25 protein-coding genes and 1 other annotated feature are annotated in these 24104 nt (G+C 56.9%); of the genes, 8 read left to right on the top strand and 17 right to left on the bottom strand.

Annotation, left to right across the window (positions count from 1 at the left end; all coding sequences use genetic code 11):
• The first annotated feature begins 85 nt into the window (after positions 1-85).
• The 4 genes from tisB to emrD all read left to right on the top strand — a co-directional run bounded on the left by tisB (position 86) and on the right by emrD (position 2942).
• Positions 86-175, top strand: coding sequence for a type I toxin-antitoxin system toxin TisB (tisB, locus tag AM379_RS08215; protein ID WP_020684667.1), 90 nt, complete (start codon positions 86-88; stop codon positions 173-175).
• Between the two features lie 64 nt (positions 176-239).
• The gene (locus tag AM379_RS08210; protein WP_014167984.1) at positions 240-686 is read left to right on the top strand and encodes a GNAT family N-acetyltransferase; all 447 of its coding nucleotides are present in this window, start codon (positions 240-242) and stop codon (positions 684-686) included.
• Positions 687-748: 62 nt separating this feature from the next.
• Complete coding sequence (locus AM379_RS08205; RefSeq protein WP_020882736.1) at positions 749-1582, top strand: EamA family transporter; 834 nt, start codon at positions 749-751, stop codon at positions 1580-1582.
• A 175-nt stretch (positions 1583-1757) separates the two neighbouring features.
• Positions 1758-2942, top strand: coding sequence for a multidrug efflux MFS transporter EmrD (emrD, locus tag AM379_RS08200; RefSeq protein WP_106503592.1), 1185 nt, complete (start codon positions 1758-1760; stop codon positions 2940-2942).
• Here the strand turns inward: emrD and AM379_RS08195 are convergent.
• Both AM379_RS08195 and dsdC read right to left on the bottom strand, forming a co-directional pair.
• A complete protein-coding gene (locus tag AM379_RS08195) occupies positions 2845-3933 on the bottom strand; it encodes a cellulase family glycosylhydrolase (protein WP_106503591.1) in 1089 nt (362 codons plus the stop codon). The two genes, emrD and AM379_RS08195, sit on opposite strands and share 98 nt — an antisense overlap.
• 85 nt (positions 3934-4018) lie before the next feature.
• Positions 4019-4945 carry a DNA-binding transcriptional regulator DsdC gene (gene dsdC, locus AM379_RS08190; RefSeq protein WP_025206531.1) on the bottom strand — a complete coding sequence of 309 codons (927 nt, stop codon included), beginning with the start codon at positions 4943-4945 and terminating at the stop codon, positions 4019-4021.
• A 204-nt stretch (positions 4946-5149) separates the two neighbouring features.
• Here dsdC and dsdX point away from each other — a divergent pair, with 204 nt between their 5' ends.
• Positions 5150-6487, top strand: coding sequence for a D-serine transporter DsdX (gene dsdX / locus AM379_RS08185; RefSeq protein ID WP_014167979.1), 1338 nt, complete (start codon positions 5150-5152; stop codon positions 6485-6487).
• Between the two features lie 17 nt (positions 6488-6504).
• Positions 6505-7797 (top strand): D-serine ammonia-lyase, encoded by a 1293-nt coding sequence (gene dsdA / locus AM379_RS08180; RefSeq protein ID WP_020882740.1) that lies wholly within the window; start codon positions 6505-6507, stop codon positions 7795-7797.
• On the opposite strand, the gene AM379_RS08175 is transcribed toward dsdA, so the two are convergent.
• The 4 genes from AM379_RS08175 to AM379_RS08160 form a co-directional block, all read right to left on the bottom strand.
• Positions 7781-8128 carry a DUF202 domain-containing protein gene (locus tag AM379_RS08175; protein WP_014167977.1) on the bottom strand — a complete coding sequence of 116 codons (348 nt, stop codon included), beginning with the start codon at positions 8126-8128 and terminating at the stop codon, positions 7781-7783. The genes dsdA and AM379_RS08175 overlap by 17 nt on opposite strands.
• A complete protein-coding gene (locus AM379_RS08170) occupies positions 8118-8465 on the bottom strand; it encodes a YidH family protein (protein ID WP_020882741.1) in 348 nt (115 codons plus the stop codon). Before AM379_RS08170 ends, AM379_RS08175 begins: the two co-directional genes overlap by 11 nt.
• A 91-nt stretch (positions 8466-8556) precedes the next feature.
• Positions 8557-9879, bottom strand: a complete 1323-nt coding sequence (locus AM379_RS08165) for a 6-phospho-alpha-glucosidase (protein ID WP_106503590.1) — start codon at positions 9877-9879, stop codon at positions 8557-8559.
• Positions 9876-11498 (bottom strand): alpha-glucoside-specific PTS transporter subunit IIBC, encoded by a 1623-nt coding sequence (locus AM379_RS08160; RefSeq protein WP_106503589.1) that lies wholly within the window; start codon positions 11496-11498, stop codon positions 9876-9878. The genes AM379_RS08165 and AM379_RS08160 overlap by 4 nt, the downstream gene beginning before the upstream one ends.
• 223 nt (positions 11499-11721) lie before the next feature.
• Between AM379_RS08160 and AM379_RS08155 the strand changes: the two genes are divergently transcribed.
• Complete coding sequence (locus AM379_RS08155) at positions 11722-12468, top strand: GntR family transcriptional regulator (protein ID WP_014167973.1); 747 nt, start codon at positions 11722-11724, stop codon at positions 12466-12468.
• On the opposite strand, the gene AM379_RS08150 is transcribed toward AM379_RS08155, so the two are convergent.
• The 3 genes from AM379_RS08150 to ibpA form a co-directional block, all read right to left on the bottom strand.
• Complete coding sequence (locus AM379_RS08150; RefSeq protein WP_020882744.1) at positions 12436-14097, bottom strand: putative transporter; 1662 nt, start codon at positions 14095-14097, stop codon at positions 12436-12438. The two genes, AM379_RS08155 and AM379_RS08150, sit on opposite strands and share 33 nt — an antisense overlap.
• A gap of 152 nt (positions 14098-14249) precedes the next feature.
• On the bottom strand, positions 14250-14678 hold the full coding sequence (gene ibpB, locus AM379_RS08145) for a small heat shock chaperone IbpB (RefSeq protein WP_025202652.1): 429 nt from the start codon (positions 14676-14678) through the stop codon (positions 14250-14252).
• 136 nt (positions 14679-14814) lie between these two features.
• Entirely contained in the window at positions 14815-15225 is a 411-nt protein-coding gene (gene ibpA, locus AM379_RS08140) for a small heat shock chaperone IbpA (RefSeq protein WP_008500162.1), read from the bottom strand.
• Positions 15219-15291, bottom strand: a sequence feature (ROSE (Repression Of Heat Shock gene Expression) occurs in the 5'-region of heat shock genes and acts as an RNA thermometer to modulate expression.). Its footprint overlaps the gene before it by 7 nt.
• 248 nt (positions 15292-15539) lie before the next feature.
• Between ibpA and AM379_RS08135 the strand changes: the two genes are divergently transcribed.
• A complete protein-coding gene (locus tag AM379_RS08135) occupies positions 15540-15857 on the top strand; it encodes a YceK/YidQ family lipoprotein (protein WP_025202651.1) in 318 nt (105 codons plus the stop codon).
• A 10-nt stretch (positions 15858-15867) separates the two neighbouring features.
• Here AM379_RS08135 and AM379_RS08130 read toward each other — a convergent pair whose 3' ends face one another.
• From AM379_RS08130 to AM379_RS08095, 8 genes are all read right to left on the bottom strand, one after another.
• A complete protein-coding gene (locus AM379_RS08130) occupies positions 15868-17097 on the bottom strand; it encodes a DUF3748 domain-containing protein (RefSeq protein WP_181010278.1) in 1230 nt (409 codons plus the stop codon).
• A gap of 51 nt (positions 17098-17148) precedes the next feature.
• Positions 17149-18486 carry an MFS transporter gene (locus tag AM379_RS08125; protein WP_080271857.1) on the bottom strand — a complete coding sequence of 446 codons (1338 nt, stop codon included), beginning with the start codon at positions 18484-18486 and terminating at the stop codon, positions 17149-17151.
• Between the two features lie 72 nt (positions 18487-18558).
• On the bottom strand, positions 18559-19707 hold the full coding sequence (dgoD, locus tag AM379_RS08120; RefSeq protein ID WP_014167964.1) for a galactonate dehydratase: 1149 nt from the start codon (positions 19705-19707) through the stop codon (positions 18559-18561).
• A complete protein-coding gene (locus AM379_RS08115) occupies positions 19704-20321 on the bottom strand; it encodes a 2-dehydro-3-deoxy-6-phosphogalactonate aldolase (RefSeq protein WP_106503587.1) in 618 nt (205 codons plus the stop codon). Before AM379_RS08115 ends, dgoD begins: the two co-directional genes overlap by 4 nt.
• Positions 20305-21183 carry a 2-dehydro-3-deoxygalactonokinase gene (locus AM379_RS08110; RefSeq protein WP_106503586.1) on the bottom strand — a complete coding sequence of 293 codons (879 nt, stop codon included), beginning with the start codon at positions 21181-21183 and terminating at the stop codon, positions 20305-20307. The genes AM379_RS08115 and AM379_RS08110 overlap by 17 nt, the downstream gene beginning before the upstream one ends.
• A complete protein-coding gene (gene dgoR / locus AM379_RS08105; protein WP_006177594.1) occupies positions 21180-21869 on the bottom strand; it encodes a D-galactonate utilization transcriptional regulator DgoR in 690 nt (229 codons plus the stop codon). The genes AM379_RS08110 and dgoR overlap by 4 nt, the downstream gene beginning before the upstream one ends.
• Positions 21870-22095: 226 nt before the next feature.
• Positions 22096-22908, bottom strand: coding sequence for a sugar-phosphatase (gene yidA / locus AM379_RS08100; protein ID WP_020882751.1), 813 nt, complete (start codon positions 22906-22908; stop codon positions 22096-22098).
• A gap of 113 nt (positions 22909-23021) precedes the next feature.
• On the bottom strand, positions 23022-24047 hold the full coding sequence (locus tag AM379_RS08095) for a zinc-dependent alcohol dehydrogenase family protein (RefSeq protein WP_014167960.1): 1026 nt from the start codon (positions 24045-24047) through the stop codon (positions 23022-23024).
• Positions 24048-24104: the final 57 nt, after the last annotated feature.

The following is a 24104-nucleotide window of genomic DNA, read 5'->3' as shown; positions in this document are numbered from 1 at the left end:
CTGTGTTACGTCAATCCAGGTGCTGGTCACAGGCGGCGGAAAGGTACGCCAGCATCGTGCTCCTTTTAACCAAAAGGAGACGCGTATGAGCGTAGTGGATATGGTGATACTTATCCTCAAACTCATTGTTGCTGTATTGCAACTACTTGATGCTGTCCTGAAATACCTTCGGTGATTCAGGTTCAAGTCGCACCTGAGAGGGGCGGGCAACCGCCCCTCTTTAATAACGAGGGAATGCTATGTCGCGTCTGTTAATTGAGCCTGTCACGCCAGAAGAACCTGGCTATATCGCCTTAAAGGCCGAAAGTATTGCATCGAATTTCAACATGCTGCGCCGGCTGGAAGAGAACTGGCAGCGCGGTGAAAACCGTTTTAACGCACCGGGCGAAAAGCTGCTGGGCGCCTTTTTGAACGGCAAGCTGGTGGGCGTATGCGGTCTTAACCGCGATCCCTTCAGCCAGCAGCCGCGCGCCGGCCGCATTCGTCATCTCTACGTCAGCGAGAAGTGCCGCGGGCTGGGCATTGGTAAGCAGCTTCTGACCGTGGTAATGGCCGATGCCAGCATCTGGTTTGATTTTCTCAACACCCACGCGCCGGACGCTGCATACGGGTTTTATCATCAGGCGGGCTTTACGCTGGTCTCGGATGAACCACGGGTCACACACCGTCTGTTTTGCGCGGTGTGACCGGCTGGCAGCATCAGGTTGTGAATGTTACAGTTGAGTGACAATTCACCGCCAGATACGCCATGACCATTACCGTCTTCTGCATTTTACTGTTCGCCGCGCTGCTGCATGCCAGCTGGAACGCCATTGTTAAAGCCGGTACAGACAAGCTCTATTCAGCAATCAGCGTTAGCGGTTCCGCCGCGTTTATCGCCCTGGTATTACTGCCCTTCTCCCCACAGCCGTCTGCTGCCAGCTGGCCGTTTTTAGGGGTCTCCTGCGCGCTGCAGGTGGTGTACACGGTGCTGGTTGCAAAGACCTACCAGGTCTCCGATATGAGCCAGACCTATCCGCTGATGCGCGGTACGGCACCGCTGCTGGTGGCATTGATAAGCGTGCTGGTGCTGGGAGATAGCCTGTCATGGCTCGCGTGGTCCGGCATCGCCGTGATCTGCCTGTCGATTCTGGCTATGGCCATGAACGGCCGCATGACGTCGCGTAAGGGGGTCTGGCTTGCCCTGCTCAATGCCTGCTTTATCGCCGGGTATACGCTGGTCGATGGCACCGGCGTGCGGTTATCAGACACCGCGCTGGGCTATACGCTGTGGACCTTCTTTATGAATGGCTTCTGCCTGCTCTTCTGGGCGATGATGGCACGCCGACGCGAAGCTTCAAGATACCTGCGTACGCACTGGAAAAAAGGGCTGCTCGGGGGTATCGGCACCATGGGCTCTTACGGGCTGGCGCTATGGGCGATGACCCAGGCTCCGCTGGCCGTGGTCGCCGCCCTGCGTGAAACATCCATCCTCTTCGGGGCGCTGATCGCATTTGTGCTGTTAAAAGAGAAGGTTGCGGGCCTGCGTATCGCGGCCGCAGTGGGAATTGCGGGCGGGGCGATCCTGCTGCGCCTGGCATAAATCACTGGCAACATTAGTTGCCGATCTTGTTTACAAATCCTGCCTTTACCCCTTCTGACATTCATCAAAGGAATGCTTAATTTGTCATCTCTCTGTGGTAGATTCCTCGCGCATTTATGGGAATGCGTAGTCACTTATTCTTTATTTCTCTCTTTTGGCAAAAGTATTCAGCGACATGAAAAAACACAGGAACGTTAACTTATTGTTGATGCTGGTGTTACTGGTGGCCGTCGGTCAGATGGCGCAAACCATCTACATTCCGGCGATCGCCGATATGGCAAAGGAACTTAACGTCCGCGAGGGCGCAGTACAGAGCGTAATGGCAGCTTATCTGCTAACCTATGGCGTTTCGCAGCTGTTCTATGGACCGCTGTCTGACCGCGTCGGGCGTCGCCCGGTGATTCTGGTGGGTATGTCCATTTTCATGGTGGCGACGGTGATTGCTATTACCACCCATAACCTGACCATACTGATTGCCGCCAGCGCCCTGCAGGGTGTCGGCACCGGCGTCGGAGGGGTGATGGCGCGAACCCTGCCACGCGATCTCTATCAGGGCACCCAGCTCCGCCATGCCAACAGTTTGTTAAATATGGGGATTCTGGTGAGCCCGCTGCTGGCGCCGCTGATTGGTGGCCTGCTCGATACGATGTGGTCCTGGCGTGCCTGCTACGCTTTCCTGCTGGTGCTGTGCGTGATTGTGACCTTCAGCATGGCGCGGTGGATGCCGGAAACCCGGCCAACGGACGCGCCACGCACCCGCCTTATCACCAGCTATAAAACGCTGTTCGGCAACGGTGCGTTTACCTGTTATCTGCTGATGCTGGTTGGTGGCCTGGCGGGTATTGCCGTGTTTGAAGCCTGCTCCGGCGTGCTGCTGGGTGCCGGGCTTGGCCTGAGCAGCATGGTGGTCAGTATCCTGTTTATTCTGCCCATCCCGGCCGCGTTCTTTGGTGCCTGGTTTGCCGGCCGTCAGACCAAGCGTTTCTCAACGCTGATGTGGCAGTCGGTGATCAGCTGCCTGCTGGCAGGTCTGATGATGTGGATCCCGGGGCTGTTTGGCGTGATGACCGTCTGGACGCTGCTGATCCCGGCGGCGCTGTTCTTCTTCGGCGCGGGGATGCTGTTCCCGCTCGCCACCAGCGGCGCAATGGAGCCGTTCCCGTTCCTCGCAGGCACGGCGGGCGCACTGGTGGGGGGACTGCAGAACATCGGTTCCGGCGCGCTGGCCTGGCTCTCGGCGATGATGCCGCAAACTGGCCAGGCTAGTCTGGGTTTGCTGATGACGCTGATGGGCCTGCTGATTTTACTGTGCTGGCTGCCGCTGGCGTCGCGTGTTCCCCATCACGAGCAGCCGGTTTAACCGCATGATGGCCTGGCTTCTCGCCGGGCTTTTCACAAACAGGCGCGATCATGGCCTGCAGTAGCGGCTCTGGCGCAGGACGCCAGGCGCCCTCTTCCCCGTCGTAAAACTGAATATCCGCGTTGATAGCGTAGGGAATGTTGGCCTTGTGCAGTTCGCAGGCCATAAACGAGGCAAACGCCATTTGCGATGCGGTTGGGGTGAAGTGATTTGATTCACCCACGCCCCAGCCGCCCACCCAGCTGACGTGACCGGTTTTTTGCTGCCAGTGCAGCGCGGTCGCAATGCGATTATGGATAGCCGCTTTCTCCGCCACCGTCCCGGACGTCCACGGATATTTACCGTTACTCTTTAGCGGACCCCACGGGAAAATGTGCCACTCCGCCAGCAGATAATTTTGGCTGTGCGCCGGGAGTTTCAGGCTGGAGAGGTCCTCTGGCGCAGCCCGCAGACGTGGCGCGATGAAGATCATGCGATTAGCATCAATTGCATGAATGTCTTTGACGGTTTTCTCGTAAACCCGGTTAAGCGACGCGGCGTTATGGTTGAGCTTGTCCGCCGGTTCATAAATCAGGTCAAAACCCAGCAGGGGATAGCTTTGGCCGAAGTAGTGCGCCACGGCAATCCACCAGTTAATCACCTCTTTTTCCGTCTCGGCTTTCGGGTCGTTTTTATATTCATCGGCCTGATAAGCGATAATCGGGATCACCCCGTATTGCTCGCAGGCTTCCACCAGCTTACGCAGATGAATCAGCCGCGCTTCCGTCGGTTCATCGGCCACGCGGATACGCACATGGCTGATACCCTTCGCACGAAAATCGCGAACCACCAGCGGATCGAACTCCCGAATGCCGCGCTCGGTGCGCGCCCAGTCTACGTCCATCCCCACGCCCAGCTTTTGCGCATAAAGCGCAGCCGTCAGCGGTGGCTCAGCGGCAATCACCCAGCCGGAAGAGAACAGTAACGCAGTGGCAATCAAAGGCTTTAACACGGTGTACCTTGCGAGAAATCAAAAGCATTACCTGTATTTAGCACGCTTTTTCACATTTGGTGTAGCGCCAAAGCGTAATAATTCTTCAGCCAGCCAGTTCTCTCAGCCAGCTAATAAAGGCATCAATTTTCGGCCACTGTCGTCCCGGCAGGGTCGACATGTAGTAATGCTGATGGCATTTAAGCGTTTTCTCCCCAAACGGTGCAATCAACTCACCGCGTTCGAGCCGCTTTTGTACCAGCCGTTTTCGCCCCATCGCGACCCCGACATGGTTCATTGCCGCGACAATCGCTAAATCAGAACGATCGAAGCCAATGCCCGATGATGATGGCATGTTCACTGCAAAATGTGCCGCCCAGCTGAGCCATTCGTCGGTACCGGAATCGTTGCTCCAGGCCTGGCGATCGTGCAGGAGCGTACAGTGGCTGAGGTGGGCGGGATTTTTCAGCAGGTCATGTTCCCGGGCATACGCCGGCGAGCAGACGGGTAAAATCGCCTCGTCCATCAGGAAGTGATGCGTCAAATTGGCTGGCGGCGTATCGTCGAAATAGAGCGCCAGATCGATACCGGTTCGCTGCATATTGACGTTTTCATTGCCGGTCAGGATGGTCAGCGAGATCGCGGGATAACGCCGGGTGAAATCCCCGAGCATAGGCACCAGCCAGCACTGGGCAATCGACGGGCGAGAGTAAACCGTCAACGTGCCGGACAGCGCCTGGTTCTTGATATCCAGGATCTCCTGGTTCAACGTATCCAGCGACGATTTCAGCGTCCAGTAGACGCGTTTCCCCTCCTGCGTCAGCTCCACTTTACGGTGGGAGCGGACAAACAGCGCTATCCCTAATTCCTCTTCCAGCAGGTTGATACGGTGGCTCACCGCACTGGGGCTGAGCGACAGCTCCTCCGCCGCCAGCGCGAAGGACTCGTGGCGGGCGGCCACTTCAAACGTATACATTTTTGACAGTTGCCAGCCGTTTAACAGCCGGTTTCGACCTTCATTTGCGTCATTCATCGCACTTCTCACACGGACTTTTGCTGCTCAGGATACCGCTCAAAGTTGAATTTATGTGAACCAAAAACGCATTAAGTGCGCTTTTTTGAGTCCAGTCACGCGTTTGATCCAATCTGTCTCACCTGAAAGGCAATTTATATCGTTTGTCAGCACCCGCTGATTTTTCGTCCAATACCCGTAAATAACATAAGGGTGAGGTGAGATATGGGTGCTCAGGTCTGGGTTGTGGCGACGCTGCTCATCAGCATCGCGTTAATCGTATTAACTATCGTAAAACTGAAGTTTCACCCGTTCCTGGCGCTGCTGCTGGCGAGCTTTTTTGTCGGTGCCATGATGGGAATGCGCCCGCTGGACATGGTGAATGCCATTGAAAGCGGTATTGGCGGCACGCTCGGCTTCCTGGCGGCGGTGATCGGGCTTGGCACCATCCTCGGCAAGATGATGGAGGTGTCCGGTGCGGCAGAACGCATTGGGATAGCGCTTCAGCGTTGCCGCTGGCTGTCAGCCGATGTCATCATGGTACTGGTGGGGCTTATCTGCGGCATTACGCTGTTTGTTGAAGTCGGCGTCGTCCTGCTGATCCCGCTGGCCTTCTCCATCGCCAAAAAGACCCATACCTCGCTGCTGAAGCTGGCCATTCCCCTCTGTACCGCGCTGATGGCGGTGCACTGCGTGGTTCCGCCGCACCCGGCGGCACTGTTTGTCACGAATAAGCTGGGGGCGGACGTGGGGACGGTTATCGTCTACGGTCTGATGGTTGGCCTGCTGGCCTCGCTGGTTGGCGGCCCGCTGTTCCTGAAATTGCTGGGCGATCGCCTGCCCTTCAAAGCCGTCCCGGCTGAATTTTCTGACCTCAATGTTCGTGAAGAACATACGCTGCCCTCGCTGGGAGCCACGCTGTTTACCGTGCTGCTGCCCATTGGCCTGATGCTGGTGAAGACCCTCGCCGAGCTGAATATGGCAAGAGAAGGCACGCTGTATACGCTGCTGGAATTTATCGGTAACCCGATCACCGCCATGTTCATCGCCGTGTTCGTCGCCTATTACCTGCTGGGGCTGCGCCAGCATATGGGGATGGGTACGATGCTGACCCACACCGAGCATGGCTTTGGCGCCATCGCCAACATTCTGTTGATTATCGGCGCGGGCGGCGCGTTTAACGCCATCCTCAAAACCAGCGGCCTGGCCGATACCCTGGCGCACATTCTGTCGAACCTGAATATGCACCCGATCCTGCTCGCGTGGCTGGTGGCGCTGGTTCTGCACGCGGCGGTGGGGTCGGCCACGGTGGCGATGATGGGCGCAACCGCCATCGTCGCACCCATGCTGCCGCTCTATCCCAACGTCAGTCCGGAGATCATCACCATTGCCATCGGTTCCGGTGCCATTGGCTGCACGATCGTGACCGATTCCCTCTTCTGGCTGGTGAAGCAGTACTGCGGTGCCAGCCTGAACGAGACCCTGAAGTACTATACGACGGCGACGTTTATCGCCTCGGTACTTGCACTTGGCAGCACATTCCTGCTTTCTTTCATTATCTGAGCGCGAAGAGACGTACTATGGAAAACGCAACTATCAGCACCTTAACCGCACAGTTCCCTCTGATTGAGGATCTGATTGCCCTGAAAGAGACCACCTGGCTAAACCCGCGCACCACCTCGCTTGCTGAAGGGTTGCCGTATGTCGGGCTGAGCAAAGCCGATGTGGACGACGCGCATGCACGCCTTAACCGCTTTGCGCCGTATCTGGCAAAAGCGTTCCCCGAAACGGCGGCCACGCAGGGGATTATCGAGTCCGAACTGGTGGCTATTCCGGCGATGCAGAAAAGGCTGGAGAACGAATCGGGGATAGCCATTCCCGGCACGCTGCTGCTGAAAAAAGACAGTCATCTGCCTATCTCTGGCTCCATCAAAGCGCGCGGGGGCATCTATGAAGTGCTGACTCACGCCGAAAAACTGGCGCTGGAAGCAGGGTTGCTGAGCGTCGAAGACGATTACAGCATCCTGCTGGAACCGCGTTTTAAAGCGTTCTTCAGCCAGTACAGTATCGCGGTGGGATCCACCGGCAACCTCGGGATGTCCATTGGCATCATGAGCGCGCGCATCGGCTTTCAGGTTACGGTGCACATGTCTGCCGATGCCCGTGAGTGGAAAAAAGCCAAACTGCGCAGCCACGGTGTAATCGTTGTGGAATATGAGCAGGATTACGGCGTGGCGGTGGAGCAAGGACGTAAGGCCGCGGAGAGCGATCCGAACTGTTTCTTTATCGACGATGAGAACTCCCGCACGCTGTTCCTCGGCTATGCGGTGGCAGGCGAGCGGCTAAAAGCGCAGTTTGCCGCGCAGGGCCGCGTGGTGGATGCGGAACATCCGCTGTACGTCTATTTGCCCTGTGGCGTCGGTGGCGGTCCTGGCGGCGTGGCGTTTGGCCTGAAGCTGGCCTTTGGCGACAACGTACACTGTTTCTTCGCCGAGCCGACGCACTCCCCGTGCATGCTGCTGGGGGTCTACACCGGGCTGCATGATGCCATCGCCGTGCAGGATCTGGGTATCGACAACGTGACGGCCGCCGACGGGCTGGCGGTTGGACGCGCGTCTGGCTTTGTGGGCCGGGCGATGGAGCGGCTCCTTGACGGGTTCTATACCCTTTCCGATCAAAGCATGTACGACATGCTCGGCTGGCTGGCGCAGGAAGAAGGCATTCGCCTTGAGCCGTCGGCGCTGGCGGGCATGGCCGGGCCGTTGCGTGTTCCTGTCGCATCCGCGAACGCGACCCATCTGGTCTGGGCAACCGGCGGCGGAATGGTGCCGGAAGACGAGATGGCGAAGTACCTGGCTAAAGGGAAAAAATAAACTGCAGATGGGTGACCGCAAACAGCAGTGACAACGACAGTACCGCGAGGGCGATCAGGAACTTATCGCGCACCGCCTTCGGCTGTACAAAATCGTCCTGCGTCACATCCATTACGTTGCGACTGCGGGTATAGCGCCACAAAACGATCGCCACAAGCGCCAGTACGACCAGTGAGATCCAGAATGGCACGCCTGTGCGATGCCAGTTGTGCTTGATGGCGAGGGCAATCAGCGCGCCATACCCCAGTAACGTACGCAGCCAGGCCAGCGACGTCCGCTCCGGCTGCAGGCCGGGGTCGGCTTCGCGTCGCGCTTTGCGGTTATCCACCATACAACACCAGCACCATCACCACACCCGCTACCGCCAGCAAAATCATGCTGATGATGAGTAACCCACGCGTATACGGGAGATCCTGCTTGAGCCGCATCGCCTTTTCGTTACGCAGCCAGCGCAGGTAGCCGTAAATGGCCAGCACACCGGCAAACAGGCACAGCAGCAACGCCAGCACTTCGCGGATCAGCGGCGTGGCAAAATCAGGCGCGAGCTGGTCAAGCCCCACACCCGCGGCGAGAAAGCCCAACGCGGTGCGGATCCATGCGAGGAACGTACGCTCATTAGCCAGCGAGAAGCGGTAGTCAGGGGCTTCACCGAGGCGAGAAATTTTCATGAAGATTCCTTGTCTGCTACAGGCAGGTTCCAGCATAGCGTAAATCGACAAGGACAAGGAGACCGGCATCGGGCGATGCCGGTCAGGACGATTAATGCAGCGCTGGCCAGTACGCTTTGTTGGCCTCGATCAGATCATCCAGAATCGCTTTCGCAACGGAGGCGCTCGGCACCGTTTTCGACAGCGTAATCGCCTGCCACAATTTCTGGTACGAGCGCTGCTCCCAGGCATCCACTACCAGTTTTTCCACCGCTACCTGTTGGCTCATCAACCCTTTCTGGAAGTGTGGAATATCGCCCACCGTTAACGGCTCCGGCCCGTTATGACCGACCAGGCACGGAATTTCTACCATCGCGTCGGCATCAAAGTTATGAATGGCACCGTTGTTGGGCACAATCAGCAGCATGCGCTCCTGAGTGTTGAAGGCAATCGCAGTCGCCAGATCGACGATGTACGACGCATGTTCGTCGATTTCCAGCTCCCCGGCGGACGATACACCGGCTTCGATAATCGCCCGGCAGGCGCTGAACACATGCTTCTCACGGTGATCCATCACCTCGTTAGCGCGCGTGCGTTCCGGATTGGAGTGCGCGACCACGTAGTCCGGGAACAGGTAATATTTCAGATAGGTGTTTGGCATGGTGTCCGGATCCAGCGCCTGCACATCTTTTGCCTTCGCGAACGTGTCGTTCCAGCTGGCTTCGGTATGGGCATTGTCAGAGGGCGGCACATAGCCATTTTTCGCGACATATTCGCGCAGTTTCGGCATTAAATCATTGCCGTTTGCATCTTCAATGGATGTCCACCATCCGAAGTGGTTCAGCCCGTAGTAACGCACGCGCATCTCTTTACGGTCTTTAAGGCCAACTATCTGCGCCATACGCCCTTCAATGCCGATGGGCATATCGCAGATGTTGAGGATTTTGGCGTTGGGTCGCAGGCGACGGGTCGCTTCAGCCACGATGGCCGCCGGGTTGGAGTAGTTCAGCATCCACGCATTCGGGGAGTATTGCGCCATGTAATCGACCAGTTCCAGCACGCCGCCAATAGAGCGCATGCCGTAGGCGATCCCGCCGGGTCCGCAGGTCTCCTGACCCAGTACACCGTGACGCAGGGGGATTTTCTCGTCTTTTTCACGCATCGGGTATTTCCCCACGCGGATATGTGCCATCACAAAATCGACGTCGGTAAAGGCCGCTTCAGGATCGGTGGTGTAGCTAAACTCAATCTCCGGAGCCTGCTCTTTAAGGATGATCTTGCACGCCTCGGCGATGGTCTCCTGACGTGCGCCGTCGTTGTCATAGAATTTCAGCGCGCGCAGCGGAAAACGGTCGCGGTTGGCTAACAGCATCAGGACGATCCCCGGCGTGAAGGTACTGCCGCCGCCTGCAATGACAACTGAGAATTTTTTCATGATATAGCCTCTGTCAGGGTAGTTTGTTCGTTTGTTGAAGGGGTTTTCATCAGCGATTCAAGCTGGTCTCGCACCTGAGGGACGTGCAGTCCAACAATCACCTGAATGCCGTTGCCGCGTCGCACCACACCGTGTGCGCCCAGGGCCTTAAAGACGTCGTCGCGTTGGGTTTGCGCCATGTCGACCAGCGCGATACGTAAGCGGGTGGCGCAGTTATTAATGCTTTCGATATTGGCCGCGCCGCCCAGCGCCTGCAGGAATCCGGCGGCTTGCCCAACCTGCTGGCTGGCGGCAGCCGGTGCGGTGGTTTGCCCGCGTGCCGCTTTATAATCCGCCTTGCTGTAAAGTTTGACTTCGCTCTCTTCACGGCCCGGGGTTTTAAGGTTCAGCCGTTCAATCAGCGTTTTGAAGACCACGAAATAGAGGCCGGTGAAGCAAAGACCGATACCCATCTGGGTGAATACCGTCGAGGCGTGGTTGTGGAACATGGGGATCCAGTTTTGCGGCAGGAACTGGTCCAGCAGTCCGCCGCCCATGTTGCCCACGACGCCGAAGATGTACATCACCGTCGCCATCGTGGCGGCCAGAACGGCGTGGACGGCAAACAGTAGCGGCGAAATGAACAGGAAGGTGAATTCCAGCGGCTCGGTAATGCCCACCAGCACGGCGGTCAGCGTGGCCGGGATCAGCAGGCCTGCCACTTTGACGCGGTTTTCCGGTGACGCGGTGTACCAGAGCGCCAGCGCAATCCCGACAGAGCCAAACACTTTGGCGTTGCCGTGAAGCGCAAAACCGCCTTCCGGGAACAGGGTTTTCAGCGGCAGCGTGCTTTGGCTAAATTCCTGAAGATGCTGCGCCCAATAAACCTGGATGCCGCCCTCGACCGCTGCCGGGCCAAAGATAAACGGACCATAGACAAAGTGGTGTAATCCGGTAGGGATCAGAATGCGTTCCAGGAAGGTATAAACCCACACCCCCAGCGCACCGGCAGAGCGTAAAAAGGCCTGCAGGGACTCAATGCCCAGCTGCACTTTCGGCCAGCCCAGCAGCGTCAGCCAGGCGCAGGGGATCATCACAAAGAACGCGAGGATAACGACAAACGAGGTGCCCTGAAAAATCCCCAGGAAAACAGGCAGCTGCTTGTCGAAATAGCGGTTGTGGATAGCGGTGACAATCCCCGAAATCACAATCGCCCCAATGATGCTGGTATCGAGCGTTTTGATACCGGCAATCATGGCCAGTCCGCTGCCAGCAGTGGGCTCAGCGGCGAAGTCAACGCCAAAGAAATGACCCCATGTCATCCCCATCGCATTGATAAAGTAGTTCCAGGTCAGAAAACTGATCAGCACCGCCAGGCAGGCGCGGCCCTGCGCCTGCTTCGCCAGACCAATCGGTAAACCCACGGCAAAAATCAGCGGCATATTGCGAAACACCGCCCAGCCGCCCTCTTCAATGATGTGAACAATTTGCGCGAACAGATTATCGGGGGCGGTTAAGGCCTCGCCCACAAACAGCGGGTTGCGAAGCATGATGGCGATCCCGACCACGATCCCGGCAAAGGGAAATAACAACACCGGGGTAAACATGGCGCCGCCAAAACGTTGTATTTGACTGAGCATTTTTAAATCCTCACGTAACAACCTGTAGGGGGTAGAGGCCTTTATGATTTTTTGCTGGGCCTGAAGTGAGCATAAGAATTTACCCATGGGCGAACATGACGTGCCGCTGCGATTCGTGATCGCATTCATGGTTTTATTTTGACCAGTCAGGTCTACTTTTCGTTGTTAATATGGACATGTCAGGACGCAATCCACGCGTTAATACAGGCAGAGAGGTCTACTGGTGATCTACAAATCTATCGCTGACAGGTTGCGGCTGCGGCTGAATTCGTCGGACTACAATATCGGGAGTCCGCTGCCGGGTGAGAAAGCGCTGGCGCAGGAGTTTGGCGTGGCGCGGATGACCATTCGAAAGGCGCTGGATCTGCTGGTGAACTGGGGGCTGGTTGAACGCCGACACGGTAGCGGGACATTCGTGGCGCGTAAAGATGTCCACCACGAAACCACCAATCTGACCGGGCTGGTGGAGGTGCTGCGCCAGCAGGGAAAAGAGGTGCAGAGCAAGGTGCTACAGTTCGAAGTGATGCCCGCCCCGCCCGCTATCGCCAGCCAGCTCCGCATTCAGGTGGATGAGCGCATCTACTTCTCGCGCCGGGTGCGTTATGTCGACGGAAAACCCCTGATGCTGGAGGACAGCTTTATGCCCGTGAAGCTGTTCCGCACGCTTTCACTGGCACATCTGGAAGGGTCGAAGTTTGATTACATCGAGAAGGAGTGCGGAATAACCATCAGCGGCAACTACGAGAGCCTGACGCCGGTGCTGGCAGATAAACAGCTCGCCGGTTACCTGAACCTGCCGGAACAGACGCCGCTGCTGCGGATAACGTCTCTCTCCTACAGCGACAGCGGCGAATTTCTCAATTATTCCGTGATGTTCCGTAATACCCGTGATTACCAGGTGGACTACCATCTGCGGCGCATCCACCCGGACGATCTGCTAACTCATCCCCCAGAACAGCACCGCCAGTAGCTGCGGGGTAATAATGCGCAGGAACATCACCAGCGGGTAGACCGTGGCGTATGACAGCGCCGCCGCGCCGCTGGTGGCGTGCAGGTTGTTGGCAAAGGCCAGTGCGGGTGGGTCAGTCATTGATCCGGCGAGCATGCCGCAGAGCGTCAGATAGTTCATTTTGGCGAACATCCGCGCCAGGATCCCCATCGTCAGGAGCGGAATCGCCGTGATAAATATCCCGTAACCGACCCAGCTCATCCCCTCGCCCTTCACCAGGGTATCGATAAAATCGCCCCCGGATTTCAGGCCGACCACCGCCAGAAACAGCACAATCCCCAGCTCGCGCAGCGCCAGGTTGGCGCTTGGCGGCATAAACCAGTAGAGCTTACCGATACAGCCGATACGCCCGAGGATCAGTGCCATAATCAGCGGTCCACCCGCCAGGCCCAGCTTGAGCGCAACCGGAAAACCCGGGACATACAGCGGAATGGAGCCAAGCAGCACTCCCAGCCCGATACCGATAAAGACCGGCAACATCTGCACCTGCTGCAGTTTTTGCTGGGCGTTACCCACCATGTCCGCTACCGCATCAATGGATGACGGGCGCCCAACCAGGTTCAGGATATCGCCGAACTGCAGGCTGGCTTCCGGGCTGGCGACCAGTTCCACCCCAGCACGGTTAAGACGGGAGATCACGACGTCATAGCGCTCTTTAACCTGCAAATCGCGTATTTTCTTGCCAAGCACGTGCTCGTTGGTCACCACGACGCGCTCTACGCGCATATCGGTGCCGCGCGTGGAGAGCGAGGTCTCCACCTCCTGACCAATCACCAGCCGCGCGTTGTTTAAATCCCCGGGCTGTCCGACCAGGTGCAGCAGGTCACCCTGCTGAATAATGGTCCCGGGCGCAGGTACCATCAGCATATCGTCACGTTTAAGGCGTGAGCAGATAATATTGGCGCTGTTCAGGATCGGCACATCCTGAATCGCCATATTGTTGAGGTTGGGGTTATCGACGCGAATGTTGATGGTTTTGATCGGCATATGGCCGTTGGTGAGCGTGGTTTCGTGGTCTTTTGCCTCGTTTTCGACGTTAATGCGAAAGAGTACCCGCACCAGCCACATGGAGAGCAGAATGCCGCAAATCCCAAACGGATAGGCCATGGCGTAGCTCATCCCCATCTGGTCGACAATACCGGGAGAGATGCCAAGGTCGCGCAAAATTTGCTGCCCTGCACCCAGTGCAGGCGTATTGGTGACCGCCCCGGAGAAAATACCCAGCACCACCGGCAGCGGAATATCGAAGAGCTTATGCAGAATGGCGGTGACCAGCCCTCCCATCACCACAATGCCGAAGGCAAACAGGTTCAGCCGTAATCCGGAGACCCGAAGGGAAGCGAAAAAGCCAGGCCCCACCTGAATACCAATGGTGTAGACGAAGAGGATCAGACCGAATTCCTGGATGAAATGGAGCATTTCGGCGCTGAGTACCAGCCCAAGCTGGTCGGCAAAATGGCCGACAAAAATCCCGCCGAACAGCACCCCGCCTATCCCAAATCCGACGCCGCGGATTTTAACATTGCCAATCCACAGACCCACCACTGCGACCAGGGCCAACACGCTAACGGTTAACGCGATATCACTCATGATCCACTTCCTGTGCATAACCTTAGTTATGCTACGGATTCTCTCAGAGCCGCACGCGGTTGTATGGGCGATGGCGCACAAAAAAGCCCTGCCGGGGCAGGGCGTTATCTTTTCATCCTCTCCCTGTGGGAGAGGCAACAACCCGCAGAGGGTTAACTGTTCAGCGCAGGACGCTCGCTAATGGCGATACGCTGCGGTGCAATGGCTTCCGGCACGTTGCGGGTCAGGTCGATATGCAGCAGCCCGTTGGTAAATGTCGCACCGGACACTTCCATATGGTCAGCCAGAGTAAAGCTCAGGCTAAACGGCTGATTAACCAGGCCCTGGTGCAGCCATTTGGTCTCGGTTTCTTGTTTTTCCGGCGTACCTTTCACGGTCAGGCGCGTGCCTTCGAGCTGAATATCCAGATCGTCCTGGCGGAACCCGGCCAGCGCAAGGGTGATGCGATAGTGGTTGTCATCGCTTTTTTCGATGTTGTACGGCGGAAACGTCTGTTGCTCGGTGGTGCTTTGCAGGGCATTAGCCAGTTTGTCAAAACCAATCCACTGACGCAGCAGGGGGGATAAATCGTAGTTACGCATACTAAATCTCCTTCTGAGAAGCGAGTTCGGCACAGTTTATTTTTGTGCGCAGTTGTTCCTGCAAATCCTCATGGATTCACATATGCTCCCATTACGGCAAGCAATTCTGGGTGGGCCGCTCGCGCGACCCGCATAATCAGTTGATCTCGATACGGCGCGGTTTTTTCTCTTCCGGAATCACACGTTCCAGTTCGATAAACAGCAGGCCGTTGACCAGGTTCGCGCCTTTCACGTGAATGTTCTCGGCTAACTGGAACTTGCGTTCAAAGTTGCGCTCGGCGATACCCTGATAAAGGTAGGTACGTTCTTTCTGCTCAGCCGTATGTGAACCTTTCACCACCAGCAGGTTGTCCTGCGCGGTGATCTCCAGTTCGTTCTCTGCAAAACCGGCGACGGCAATGGCGATGCGGTAGTGGTTTTCATCAACCAGTTCAACATTGTATGGAGGGTAGCCGTTGCTCTGGCTTTGGTTATTTTCTAAATGGTTAAACAGGCGGTCAAAACCAATTGCAGAACGGTATAGCGGGGAAAGATCAAAGTTACGCATAAATAAAAGCTCCTGAAATCAGCGAGAAATTGTAGCCTTCCACCATGGACAGGCCAGTGTGCCCCTGAACACCCCGCAGGCGTGTTCGTTATCGGGTTACATTCTTAAAATGGGTCTGGAACCGGTCTTTTCAAGCGCAGCGGACGCACTTTTTTTTGCACTTTCGTGCATCTCGCTTAGACTGGGACAACAGCACAAAGGGTTAAATTGCGATGGCTGCCACAGTGCGGGGTTATCGGGCTATCCATTTTGAACGAGGCTCGCTATAACCCTGAGTTGCAGGTTTATGCAGTGCCATTAACGATGACTGAGTGATGATGAAAAATGTTCTGATAAAGCTGACGACGTTCAGCGGGGTTGTTTTACTTTGCGGGTGTTCGAGCGTGATGTCTCACACCGGCGGTAAAGAAGGAACATATCCGGGGACGCGTGCCAGCGCTGAGATGATCTCCGATGACGATACCAACTGGGGCACAAAATCCCTGGTCATCCTGGATATGCCGTTTACGGCTGTGGCCGATACGCTTTTGCTGCCGTGGGATATGTTCCGTAAGGACAGCTCCGTGCGCTCGCGGGTAGAGAAAAGCGAGCAGCAAAATCTGGCCACCAATTCCGTCATTCCACCCGCTTAACGCCAACGCGTTAACGCTGCCCGGTTTCCGTTAGCCAAAGCTGACGGAAACCTTCTGTCTCTTCCATCCATGCAATAAAACGCCCGTCCGGGGAAAACACGACCGCATCACCAGACGGTGGATTGCCGTGATCGAACGTCAAAAACGTCACCTCTCCGGTTTGCGCATCACAGCAGGCAATCCGCTCTTCCAGTACAAATCCAAGACGGTGACCGGCTGGGTGCCAGGTAAATGCCGACTGAATGTCACTTTCGTTATGCGTCAACTGGCGTAGTTCGCCGCCCTCAGGGGCGATAAGCCACAGCTGCACAATGCCCTTATCATCACGCATCAGAAACGCAATCTGCGTCCCCTGCGGGTTGCAGCGCACCCAGTGACGCGGCACGTTTACCAGCCCCGGGAATGCCCGCTGGTGGGTAAAGGTCAGCCGGCGCTGCATGACACCCGCCGGGGGCGCAGGCAGCGTCTCAGGAGTCCCCTGCAGCGGCGCATCGCCCGCGCGTTTCCATCCCTGCTCGTCGTTGGGCAGATCCACAATAAACAGTTCTGGCACTTTCTCGCCTGTCGCAGACACGGTATCGCCGATAAACGCCAGCCTGTCATTGCCCACCCAGCCCTCTTCATAGGCTCGGTTGATCTCATCGCTGCCGGGCTGAGGCGCGGGCGTCGTGCGGCTCACCAGCACGCTCCAGAAGGTGCCGGAATATTCACGTGGATGCGTCCCTTGCGGCGTCACCGGGCCAAAAGGCGCTGCGACGCCGACGTTACGTAAATCGAGCTTCGGGTCACGCTCATGCAATACATGGTCGTTGTAGGTAAAGCTCACGAACTGTCCGTCAGGGCTAAAAACGTGCACGTGGCTGCCGCCACGCAGCGCGCCTGCGGTATAAGGCGGCGTGATATCCATGGCATCCAGGTTACTCACCTGACCGTTGTGTACAACCACGCCCTGACGATGATGAAAATCGTAGTGCCAGTCTGCATCCGGGTTTTCCGGGCCGTGGATAAAGACATATTTGTCCTGCTGCGGATGAACGGTCACCACGCCAACATGCGCACCGTGACTGGCGCGATAGATCACCTCGACGTCACCCGTAATAACATTGACCCGCTCAATGGTTTCACCGGTAAACGATGCGCCGGACGGACGCACATCGTAGGCCAGCCACTGGCTGTCCGGCGTCCAGGTATTGATATTGGTAAGCTGGTGATGACGGGAGGCGAAGGTGATTTGTTTCATGGCGTTACCCTGATGCGCAGTTATCGCATCAGGGTAAAACATTGCGGGGAATTAGCCTACACGTTTGACGTCACCCACCAGCAGGATGTAGGAGAGCGCACCGAGCAAGGCCACTGCGGAGATATAGATCAGTGCCGGGCCAAAGCCATAGTCCTGAGCCAGATAACCGATGACCAGCGGAACCGTGATCCCCCCCAGGCCGCCGACAAAGTTGAACACGCCACCGGTCAGACCAATCAGGCGCATCGGGGCCAGCGAGGAGACCAGCGACCAGGTGATGGAGGCAAAACCGTTACCGAAGAACGCAATCGCCATCAGCGTCATAATCCAGACCGGATCGTTGGTGTAGTTTGCGCCCATGATGCAGGTGGAGATCAGCAGCCCGCAGATAATAGGCGTTTTACGCGCGACACCCAGCGAGAACCCTTTTTTCACCAGCCTGTCCGCCAGCCAGCCGGAAAGCAGCACACCAAAGAAGGCCGCCAGGAACGGTACGGTGGTCATAAAGCCCGCTTTCAGCGCGGTGATGCCTTTTTCCTGGGTCAGATAGTTCGGGAACCAGGTCAGGAAGAACCACAGCGTGGAGGTCACCGCGAACTGCCCCAGATAAACCCCCACCAGCTTGCGGTGGAAAACCAGCTTCCAGTCAGCTTTAGTCAGCGGCTGACGCGCCTCTTTTTTCACCGGCGCATCGCCATCCACCAGACCGCCACCGTCGCGGATATAGTCCAGTTCAGCTTTGCTGATACTTTTGGTGAGACGCGGCGGTTGATAGACCTTGAACCAGATTAACGACCAGATAATGCCGATCCCTCCGGTCACAATAAAGACCCAGTGCCAGCTCAGCAGTTCCTGGATCCAGATCAGCAGCGGCGTCAGGAACGCCAGGCCGACAAACTGCCCGGAGGTGTAGAACCCAACGGCCGAGGCGCGTTCATGCTCCGGGAACCAGCTGGTCACCATGCGGTTATTGGTCGGAAACGCCGGGGCTTCGAAAATCCCGGTGATCGCACGCAGGCCAATCAGCGACATCAACCCGGTGGCAAAGCCCTGGAACAGGGTCGCCACAGACCAGCCAAAGATGGCAATGAAATAGGTCAGGCGCGAGCCGACACGGTCAAGGAACCAGCCGCCGGGGATCTGGCACAGCGTATACAGCCAGGCAAACGCCGAAAAGACGTAGCCCATTTCCGCTTTGCTGATCCCAAACTCCTCCTGAATATGGGCTGAAGCCACGGCAAGGTTGGCGCGGTCAACGTAACAGATGACCACAGTAATAAAAATCATGACCAGCGTCAGGTAGCGCCGACGCCCGGTTTTTGCAGCAGTAACGGGAATATCCATCGCAATCTGTCTCCAGATTTTGGGCATAGCGAAGCCGCTCACCATGCCCTGTAATTTACAGAGGGTGTGTTTGTTATTGTTGAAATTACTTTTTAGTGGCGATGTGCTTTGGCTGAATTACCACTCAGCGACAGAGCCATCTTCATGACGCCATAACGGGTTGCGCCAGTCCGGCGCGTTTTTACTCAGCTCAATGACTTTGGCTTCGTCGATATCCACGCCAAGGCCCGGCTTCGTTAACGGTTTAAAGAAACCGCCTTCCATGCTGAAATCATCTTTGTTTTTCACAAAGTCGAGCAGTTCCGCGCCCTTGTTATAGTGAATGCCCATGCTCTGTTCCTGGAACACCGCGTTGCGCGAGACAAAATCGACGTGCAGACAGGCTGCCAGTGCGATCGGCCCCAGCGGACAATGCGGTGCCAGCGCCACGTCGTAGGCTTCCGCCATCCCGGCGATTTTGTAGCATTCCGTGATGCCGCCGGCATGCGACAGATCCGGCTGCAATATCGCCAGGCCGCCAGCTTCCAGCACGCGTTTGAACTCGAAGCGCGAGAACATGCGCTCACCGGCGGCAATCGGGATATGCGTCTGTGCGGCCAGTTTCGGGTAGTACTCCGCCTGCTCGGCCAACACTGGCTCTTCGATAAACAGCGGACGGTACGGCTCCAGCTCTTTAATCAGCACTTTGGCCATCGGCGCGCTGACGCGACCGTGGAAGTCCAGGCCAAACTCAATCTCGTTGCCGAACGCTTCACGGATCTGCGCCACGGTATTTACCGCGCGGTCTACCGCCCGTGCGTTGTCGATGACGCCCATCTCTTCGCAGCCGTTCAGTTTAAAGGTGTCAAAACCAATATTGCGCAACTGCCTGATACCGTCGATCACTTCCGCGGGACGGTCGCCGCCTACCCAGCTGTAGGCTTTGATTTTGTCGCGCACCAGGCCGCCCATCAGCTGCCAGACCGGCGCATTCAGCACTTTGCCTTTGATATCCCATAACGCCTGGTCGATACCGGCGATGGCGCTCATCAGAACCGGTCCGCCCCGGTAGAAACCCGCGCGGTACATCACCTGCCACAGGTCGTTGATGCGGGCAGGATCTTGTCCTGTCAGGTACTCGCCCAGCTCATGCACCGCCGCTTCCACGGTACGCGCACGCCCTTCAATGACCGGTTCGCCCCAGCCGACCACGCCTTCATCGGTTTCGATTTTCAGGAACAGCCAACGCGGCGGTAAACGGTACGTGGTGAGTTTGGTTATTTTCATTTCACTGCCTCTCGATACGCTTTCACAAATGCGGCCGCCTGCTGTGCGGTACGTTCGACGGATTGCCCGGCGCGATAGAGATCGCTGCCCAGACCCGCCCCGACACAACCTGCGTTGATCCACTGCGCCAGGTTTTCTGGCGTCACGCCCCCCACGGCAAAGACCGGTACGCTGGCGGGCAATACCGCTTTCAGCGCGCTGATATAGGCCGGACCAAAAGCCGATGACGGGAAAATTTTGAGCGACTGCGCGCCCGCATCGAGAGCCGCGAACGCTTCTGTTGCCGTTGCGCATCCCGGGCAGACGGTCATGCCGTAGCCCACTGCGCGGCGGATCACCTCAGGGTGAATATTCGGCGTCACAATCAGCCTGCAGCCCGTCTGCGCAAGCTGGTCCACCTGCTCCGGTTGCAGAACGGTGCCAGCGCCAATCAGCGCCTTATCACCAAACGCGTCCACGACCGCCGGTATGCTCTTTTCCCACTCTGGGGAATTAAGCGGTATTTCCACGGCGTCAAAACCGGCGTCGATCGCTGCGCCTACGTGCGCTAAAACCTCGTCGGGCGTGACGCCGCGCAGGATAGCGATGAGGGGAAGATTAGTTTGCCACTGCATGAGCGATGCTCCTTATTCCTGCCTGAAATGCCGTGTCGCCTTCTATCGCCGCCACATCCCGCCCGATGGCATTGAACGCCTGGCGGTAGCGAGAGGTCAGCGATGAACCCGCGACGAGGGTGATGGTCTGTTGCCCGGCGAACTGCTCGCTCAGGCTGGCGACTTCCGCGCCAATCAACAGGCCCGATAAAAATTCACTGACCTGCGTACGGGGAAGCGTGCCCAGTACATGCGAAGCGCGAACTTCAAAAAGTTGCAGCAAAACGGCAGGGCTGGCGATACCCCGCTCCAGCCCGGCGGCAAAGGCCTCAGGCGAAGCGTCCTGCTCCGGCAACCCCGCGCCCACCAGCGAGTGCGTCAGCAACAAGTGGTGCAGCTCACCGGTCATCACGGTGCGAAAATCGTGGATGTGCTCAGCGTCGGCCTGCACCCATTTACAGTGCGTGCCGGGCATGACGTAGACAGAAGAAGGAGAGAGCGTGCGCGCGCCAAGGAGCTGGGTCTCTTCGCCGCGCATCACATTGTGGTTATCGTTCCGGGAAACGCACAATCCTGGAATAATCCAGATATTGTCGCCAACGGACGTTAACTGCTCACCAATGGCAGCGAACGCGGCAGGTACGGGCAGATAAGGCGCGACCTTCCAGCCCACGTTACTGCCCACCATGCCCGCCATAACCACCGGCGTGGCGCCCTCGCGCCAGTTGTGTGTCACCTCTGCTAACACCGCCTCGGGGGATTTACCGTTCAGGCGCGTCACGCCTGCTTCTGATTGCCTGCTTTCCAGGCACTGCTCGCCCTGATACAGCCAGGCGCGCAGATTGGTCGATCCCCAGTCAATAGCGATGTAGCGAGATGTCATGTGATTTCCTTCAACCTTCGTGTCGAGCTGGCGATCATCGTAAGTGCCGCCTGCTCTGCCGCGTCGCCGTCCTGATGCCGGATAGCATCGAACAGCGCTTTATGTTCCTGGAGCGTTTTTGGCATGTTGGCCTCATCGCCCATCCAGGTTCGTTCAAATACCGCGCGCTGTAGCGAGCTGATGGCAACGCTAAGCTGCTGTAATACCGGGTTATGAACCGACTGCAGCACCGCTTCGTGATAGCGGATGTCCGCTTCGTTGAACGCATCCCGGTTCTGGTTATTGGCAATCATGTCGTTCAGGGCGGACTCAATCTGAGCCAGGTCTCCTGACGTTGCACGTTCCGCAGCCCAACGGGCGATGGCCGGCTCTACCAGGTTTCGTACCTCACTCATCGCGCCAATCAGCCTTGGGTCGTAGTCGTTTTCCAGCACCCACTGCAGGACATCGGTGTCGAGGTAGTTCCACTGATTACGCGGGGCGACAAAGGCGCCGCGGTAGCGCTTCATTTCAATCAGCCGCTTTGCCATGAGCGAGCGAAACACTTCCCGAATGATGTTGCGCGAGGTTTCAAACTCCTCACACAGCTCTGCCTCAGCAGGCAGCGGTGAACCGGGAACGTACTTTCCACCCACGATCTGGGTGCCCAGCGTGATGACGATGCGATCGGTTTTATTGAGAGTCATGGAGAGTCCTTATGCTCTGTATGTTCAGGACTACTTTACCTCGACCGCTGAATTTCGCCTCACTTTTGCAGTACAAACGTGACGCCTTTCGTCATTACCGTGGCTGTAATGTAGTACAATCAATTAATGTTGTACTACAATCCAGATCACAAAAAGAACAATTCGATAAATTCAGAGCAAAAAAAAGCCCCGGTTGATAACCGAGGCTGATGAGCGTGAAACGCTGTTACTGCAGAACAAATTTCTCGATCGCGTAGGCAACGCCGTCTTCGAGGTTAGATTTGGTCACGAAATTGGCCACGTCTTTCACCGACGGGATCGCATTGTCCATTGCCACACCCATGCCCGCATATTCAATCATCGCAATGTCGTTTTCCTGATCGCCCAGCGCCATGATCTCGTCCGGTTTGATGCCCAGCGTATCTGCCAGCGATTTCACACCTGTGCCTTTATTAACGCGTTTATCCAGGATTTCGAGGAAGTACGGCGCACTTTTCAGCACGGTGTATTTCTCTTTTACCTCAGCCGGAATGCGCGCAATCGCTTTATCCAGGATGTCAGGCTCATCAATCATCATCACTTTCAGGAACTGGGTGCCCGGATCCATTTTCTCAGCTTCGCAGAACACCAGTGGGATCGTCGCGACATAGGATTCATGTACGGTGTAATAGCTGATATCACGGTTAGCGGTATAGAGCGTATTGCGATCGAGCGCGTGGAAATGGGAACCGACCTCGCGGGACAGTTTTTCCAGGAACAGGTAATCGTCATAGTTCAGCGCGGTTTGCGCCACCGTGCTGCCATCCGCCGCCTTCTGTACCAGCGCACCGTTATAGGTAATGCAGTAATCGCCCGGCTGATTCATGTGCAGCTCTTTCAGGTAGCTGTGCACGCCCGCATACGGACGACCGGTGGTCAGTACCACATTCACGCCTTTTGCGCGCGCTGCGGCAATCGCGTTTTTAACGGCTGGAGAAATAGTGTGGTCTGGCAGCAACAGCGTGCCGTCCATGTCGATAGCAATAAGTTTGATAGCCATAGGGTCCCCGGGATAAATGAGTGCTGCCTCATGCTAACGCGATTAAGCCCACAAAAATAGAGCTACATTGCGCAACAAAAGCCCCCTTTTACGCCTGTCCCGGGGATAACGGCTTACTCGCGGGTGAGGACTATTTTGCCAAAAGCACCGCGGTCGAGGTGTACAAGCGCCTCTTCAAGCTGGTTAAAACGGTAGCGGTGTTCAATCACCGGTTTCAGCCCCGTGACATCGACCGCGCGGACAAAGTCTTCCAGCGCACGGCGGTGCCCGACACCAATCCCCTGAATCACCGGTGATTTCAGCAAGAGTTCGCTGGCAGGCAGCGAGATTTCACTCCCGGCCAACACGCCAATGACGGATATGCGCCCGTGAACGGCAACGGCCCGCAGGGAATGTCTCAGGTTCTCCCCGCCAACGGTTTCAATAATATGGTCGATACCGCGATCCTGCGTCAGCGCGTAAATCTCGTCAGCCCAGTTCCCTTTAAGCCGGTTGATGCCCCGATCGGCACCGAGCGTTTTAGCCAGCGCCAGTTTTTCATCACTGCCCGACGTCACAAAAACTTCTGCACCGTGTGCTTTGGCGATTTGCAACGCGAAGATTGCGACACCGCCTGTGCCTTGCACCAGCACCGACTGTCCGGCACGTAACTGTCCGCGCTCCACCAGCGCAAACCATGCGGTAAGCCCCGCGCAGGGTAAGGTGCTGGCCTCTGCGTCATCCAGCGTTTCCGGGGCGGCCACCAGCCAGTTTTCACGCATGATCACGTATTCAGACAGCATCCCCTGAAAGTAACCGCCCAGCGTCTGGTAGGGCAAATTGCGGGCGTCGCCTTTCGGTTTACCGTCTACCCACTCCGGAGAGAAGGTGGAGATGACGCGAGCACCGGGTTTAAAGCGGGTAACGCCTTCACCCGTACTGTCCACCACGCCTGCCATGTCAGATGCCGGAGTAAACGGGAAGGTGAGCGCGATCGGCATGTTGCCTTCGATGACCATTTTATCGCGATAGTTGAGCGCAACAGCGTTTACCCGCACGCGCACTTCACCCGGGCCCGGCTGGGGTACTGGCGCCTGAGTGAGTCTGAGGTTTTCACGCCCAAGGGCGTCCATTGACCAGCGTTGCATCATCTCTGTCATCTTTTTCTCCTGTTATCAAATGCACTTCAGTACTGACAGTCTAACGTTGACTCACGG

Origin of the sequence: Enterobacter cloacae complex sp. FDA-CDC-AR_0132 (genome assembly GCF_003010695.1) — a bacterium.
In the GTDB taxonomy this organism is placed as follows: Bacteria; Pseudomonadota; Gammaproteobacteria; order Enterobacterales; family Enterobacteriaceae; genus Enterobacter; species Enterobacter ludwigii.
Note: the sequence above shows the minus strand (reverse complement) of the source record. Positions and strands in the feature narration are given on the sequence as shown.

Bases quoted from the DNA above. Each gene is read 5' to 3' on its own strand.
- tisB (WP_020684667.1), top strand. From the start codon at position 86: ATGAGCGTAGTGGATATGGTGATACTTATCCTCAAACTCATTGTTGCT.
- AM379_RS08210 (WP_014167984.1), top strand. From the start codon at position 240: ATGTCGCGTCTGTTAATTGAGCCTGTCACGCCAGAAGAACCTGGCTAT.
- AM379_RS08205 (WP_020882736.1), top strand. From the start codon at position 749: ATGACCATTACCGTCTTCTGCATTTTACTGTTCGCCGCGCTGCTGCAT.
- emrD (WP_106503592.1), top strand. From the start codon at position 1,758: ATGAAAAAACACAGGAACGTTAACTTATTGTTGATGCTGGTGTTACTG.
- dsdC (WP_025206531.1), bottom strand. From the start codon at position 4,945: ATGAATGACGCAAATGAAGGTCGAAACCGGCTGTTAAACGGCTGGCAA.
- dsdX (WP_014167979.1), top strand. From the start codon at position 5,150: ATGGGTGCTCAGGTCTGGGTTGTGGCGACGCTGCTCATCAGCATCGCG.
- dsdA (WP_020882740.1), top strand. From the start codon at position 6,505: ATGGAAAACGCAACTATCAGCACCTTAACCGCACAGTTCCCTCTGATT.
- AM379_RS08175 (WP_014167977.1), bottom strand. From the start codon at position 8,128: ATGGTGGATAACCGCAAAGCGCGACGCGAAGCCGACCCCGGCCTGCAG.
- AM379_RS08170 (WP_020882741.1), bottom strand. From the start codon at position 8,465: ATGAAAATTTCTCGCCTCGGTGAAGCCCCTGACTACCGCTTCTCGCTG.
- AM379_RS08165 (WP_106503590.1), bottom strand. From the start codon at position 9,879: ATGAAAAAATTCTCAGTTGTCATTGCAGGCGGCGGCAGTACCTTCACG.
- AM379_RS08160 (WP_106503589.1), bottom strand. From the start codon at position 11,498: ATGCTCAGTCAAATACAACGTTTTGGCGGCGCCATGTTTACCCCGGTG.
- AM379_RS08150 (WP_020882744.1), bottom strand. From the start codon at position 14,097: ATGAGTGATATCGCGTTAACCGTTAGCGTGTTGGCCCTGGTCGCAGTG.
- ibpB (WP_025202652.1), bottom strand. From the start codon at position 14,678: ATGCGTAACTACGATTTATCCCCCCTGCTGCGTCAGTGGATTGGTTTT.
- ibpA (WP_008500162.1), bottom strand. From the start codon at position 15,225: ATGCGTAACTTTGATCTTTCCCCGCTATACCGTTCTGCAATTGGTTTT.
- AM379_RS08135 (WP_025202651.1), top strand. From the start codon at position 15,540: ATGATGAAAAATGTTCTGATAAAGCTGACGACGTTCAGCGGGGTTGTT.
- AM379_RS08130 (WP_181010278.1), bottom strand. From the start codon at position 17,097: ATGAAACAAATCACCTTCGCCTCCCGTCATCACCAGCTTACCAATATC.
- AM379_RS08125 (WP_080271857.1), bottom strand. From the start codon at position 18,486: ATGGTGAGCGGCTTCGCTATGCCCAAAATCTGGAGACAGATTGCGATG.
- dgoD (WP_014167964.1), bottom strand. From the start codon at position 19,707: ATGAAAATAACCAAACTCACCACGTACCGTTTACCGCCGCGTTGGCTG.
- AM379_RS08115 (WP_106503587.1), bottom strand. From the start codon at position 20,321: ATGCAGTGGCAAACTAATCTTCCCCTCATCGCTATCCTGCGCGGCGTC.
- AM379_RS08110 (WP_106503586.1), bottom strand. From the start codon at position 21,183: ATGACATCTCGCTACATCGCTATTGACTGGGGATCGACCAATCTGCGC.
- dgoR (WP_006177594.1), bottom strand. From the start codon at position 21,869: ATGACTCTCAATAAAACCGATCGCATCGTCATCACGCTGGGCACCCAG.
- yidA (WP_020882751.1), bottom strand. From the start codon at position 22,908: ATGGCTATCAAACTTATTGCTATCGACATGGACGGCACGCTGTTGCTG.
- AM379_RS08095 (WP_014167960.1), bottom strand. From the start codon at position 24,047: ATGACAGAGATGATGCAACGCTGGTCAATGGACGCCCTTGGGCGTGAA.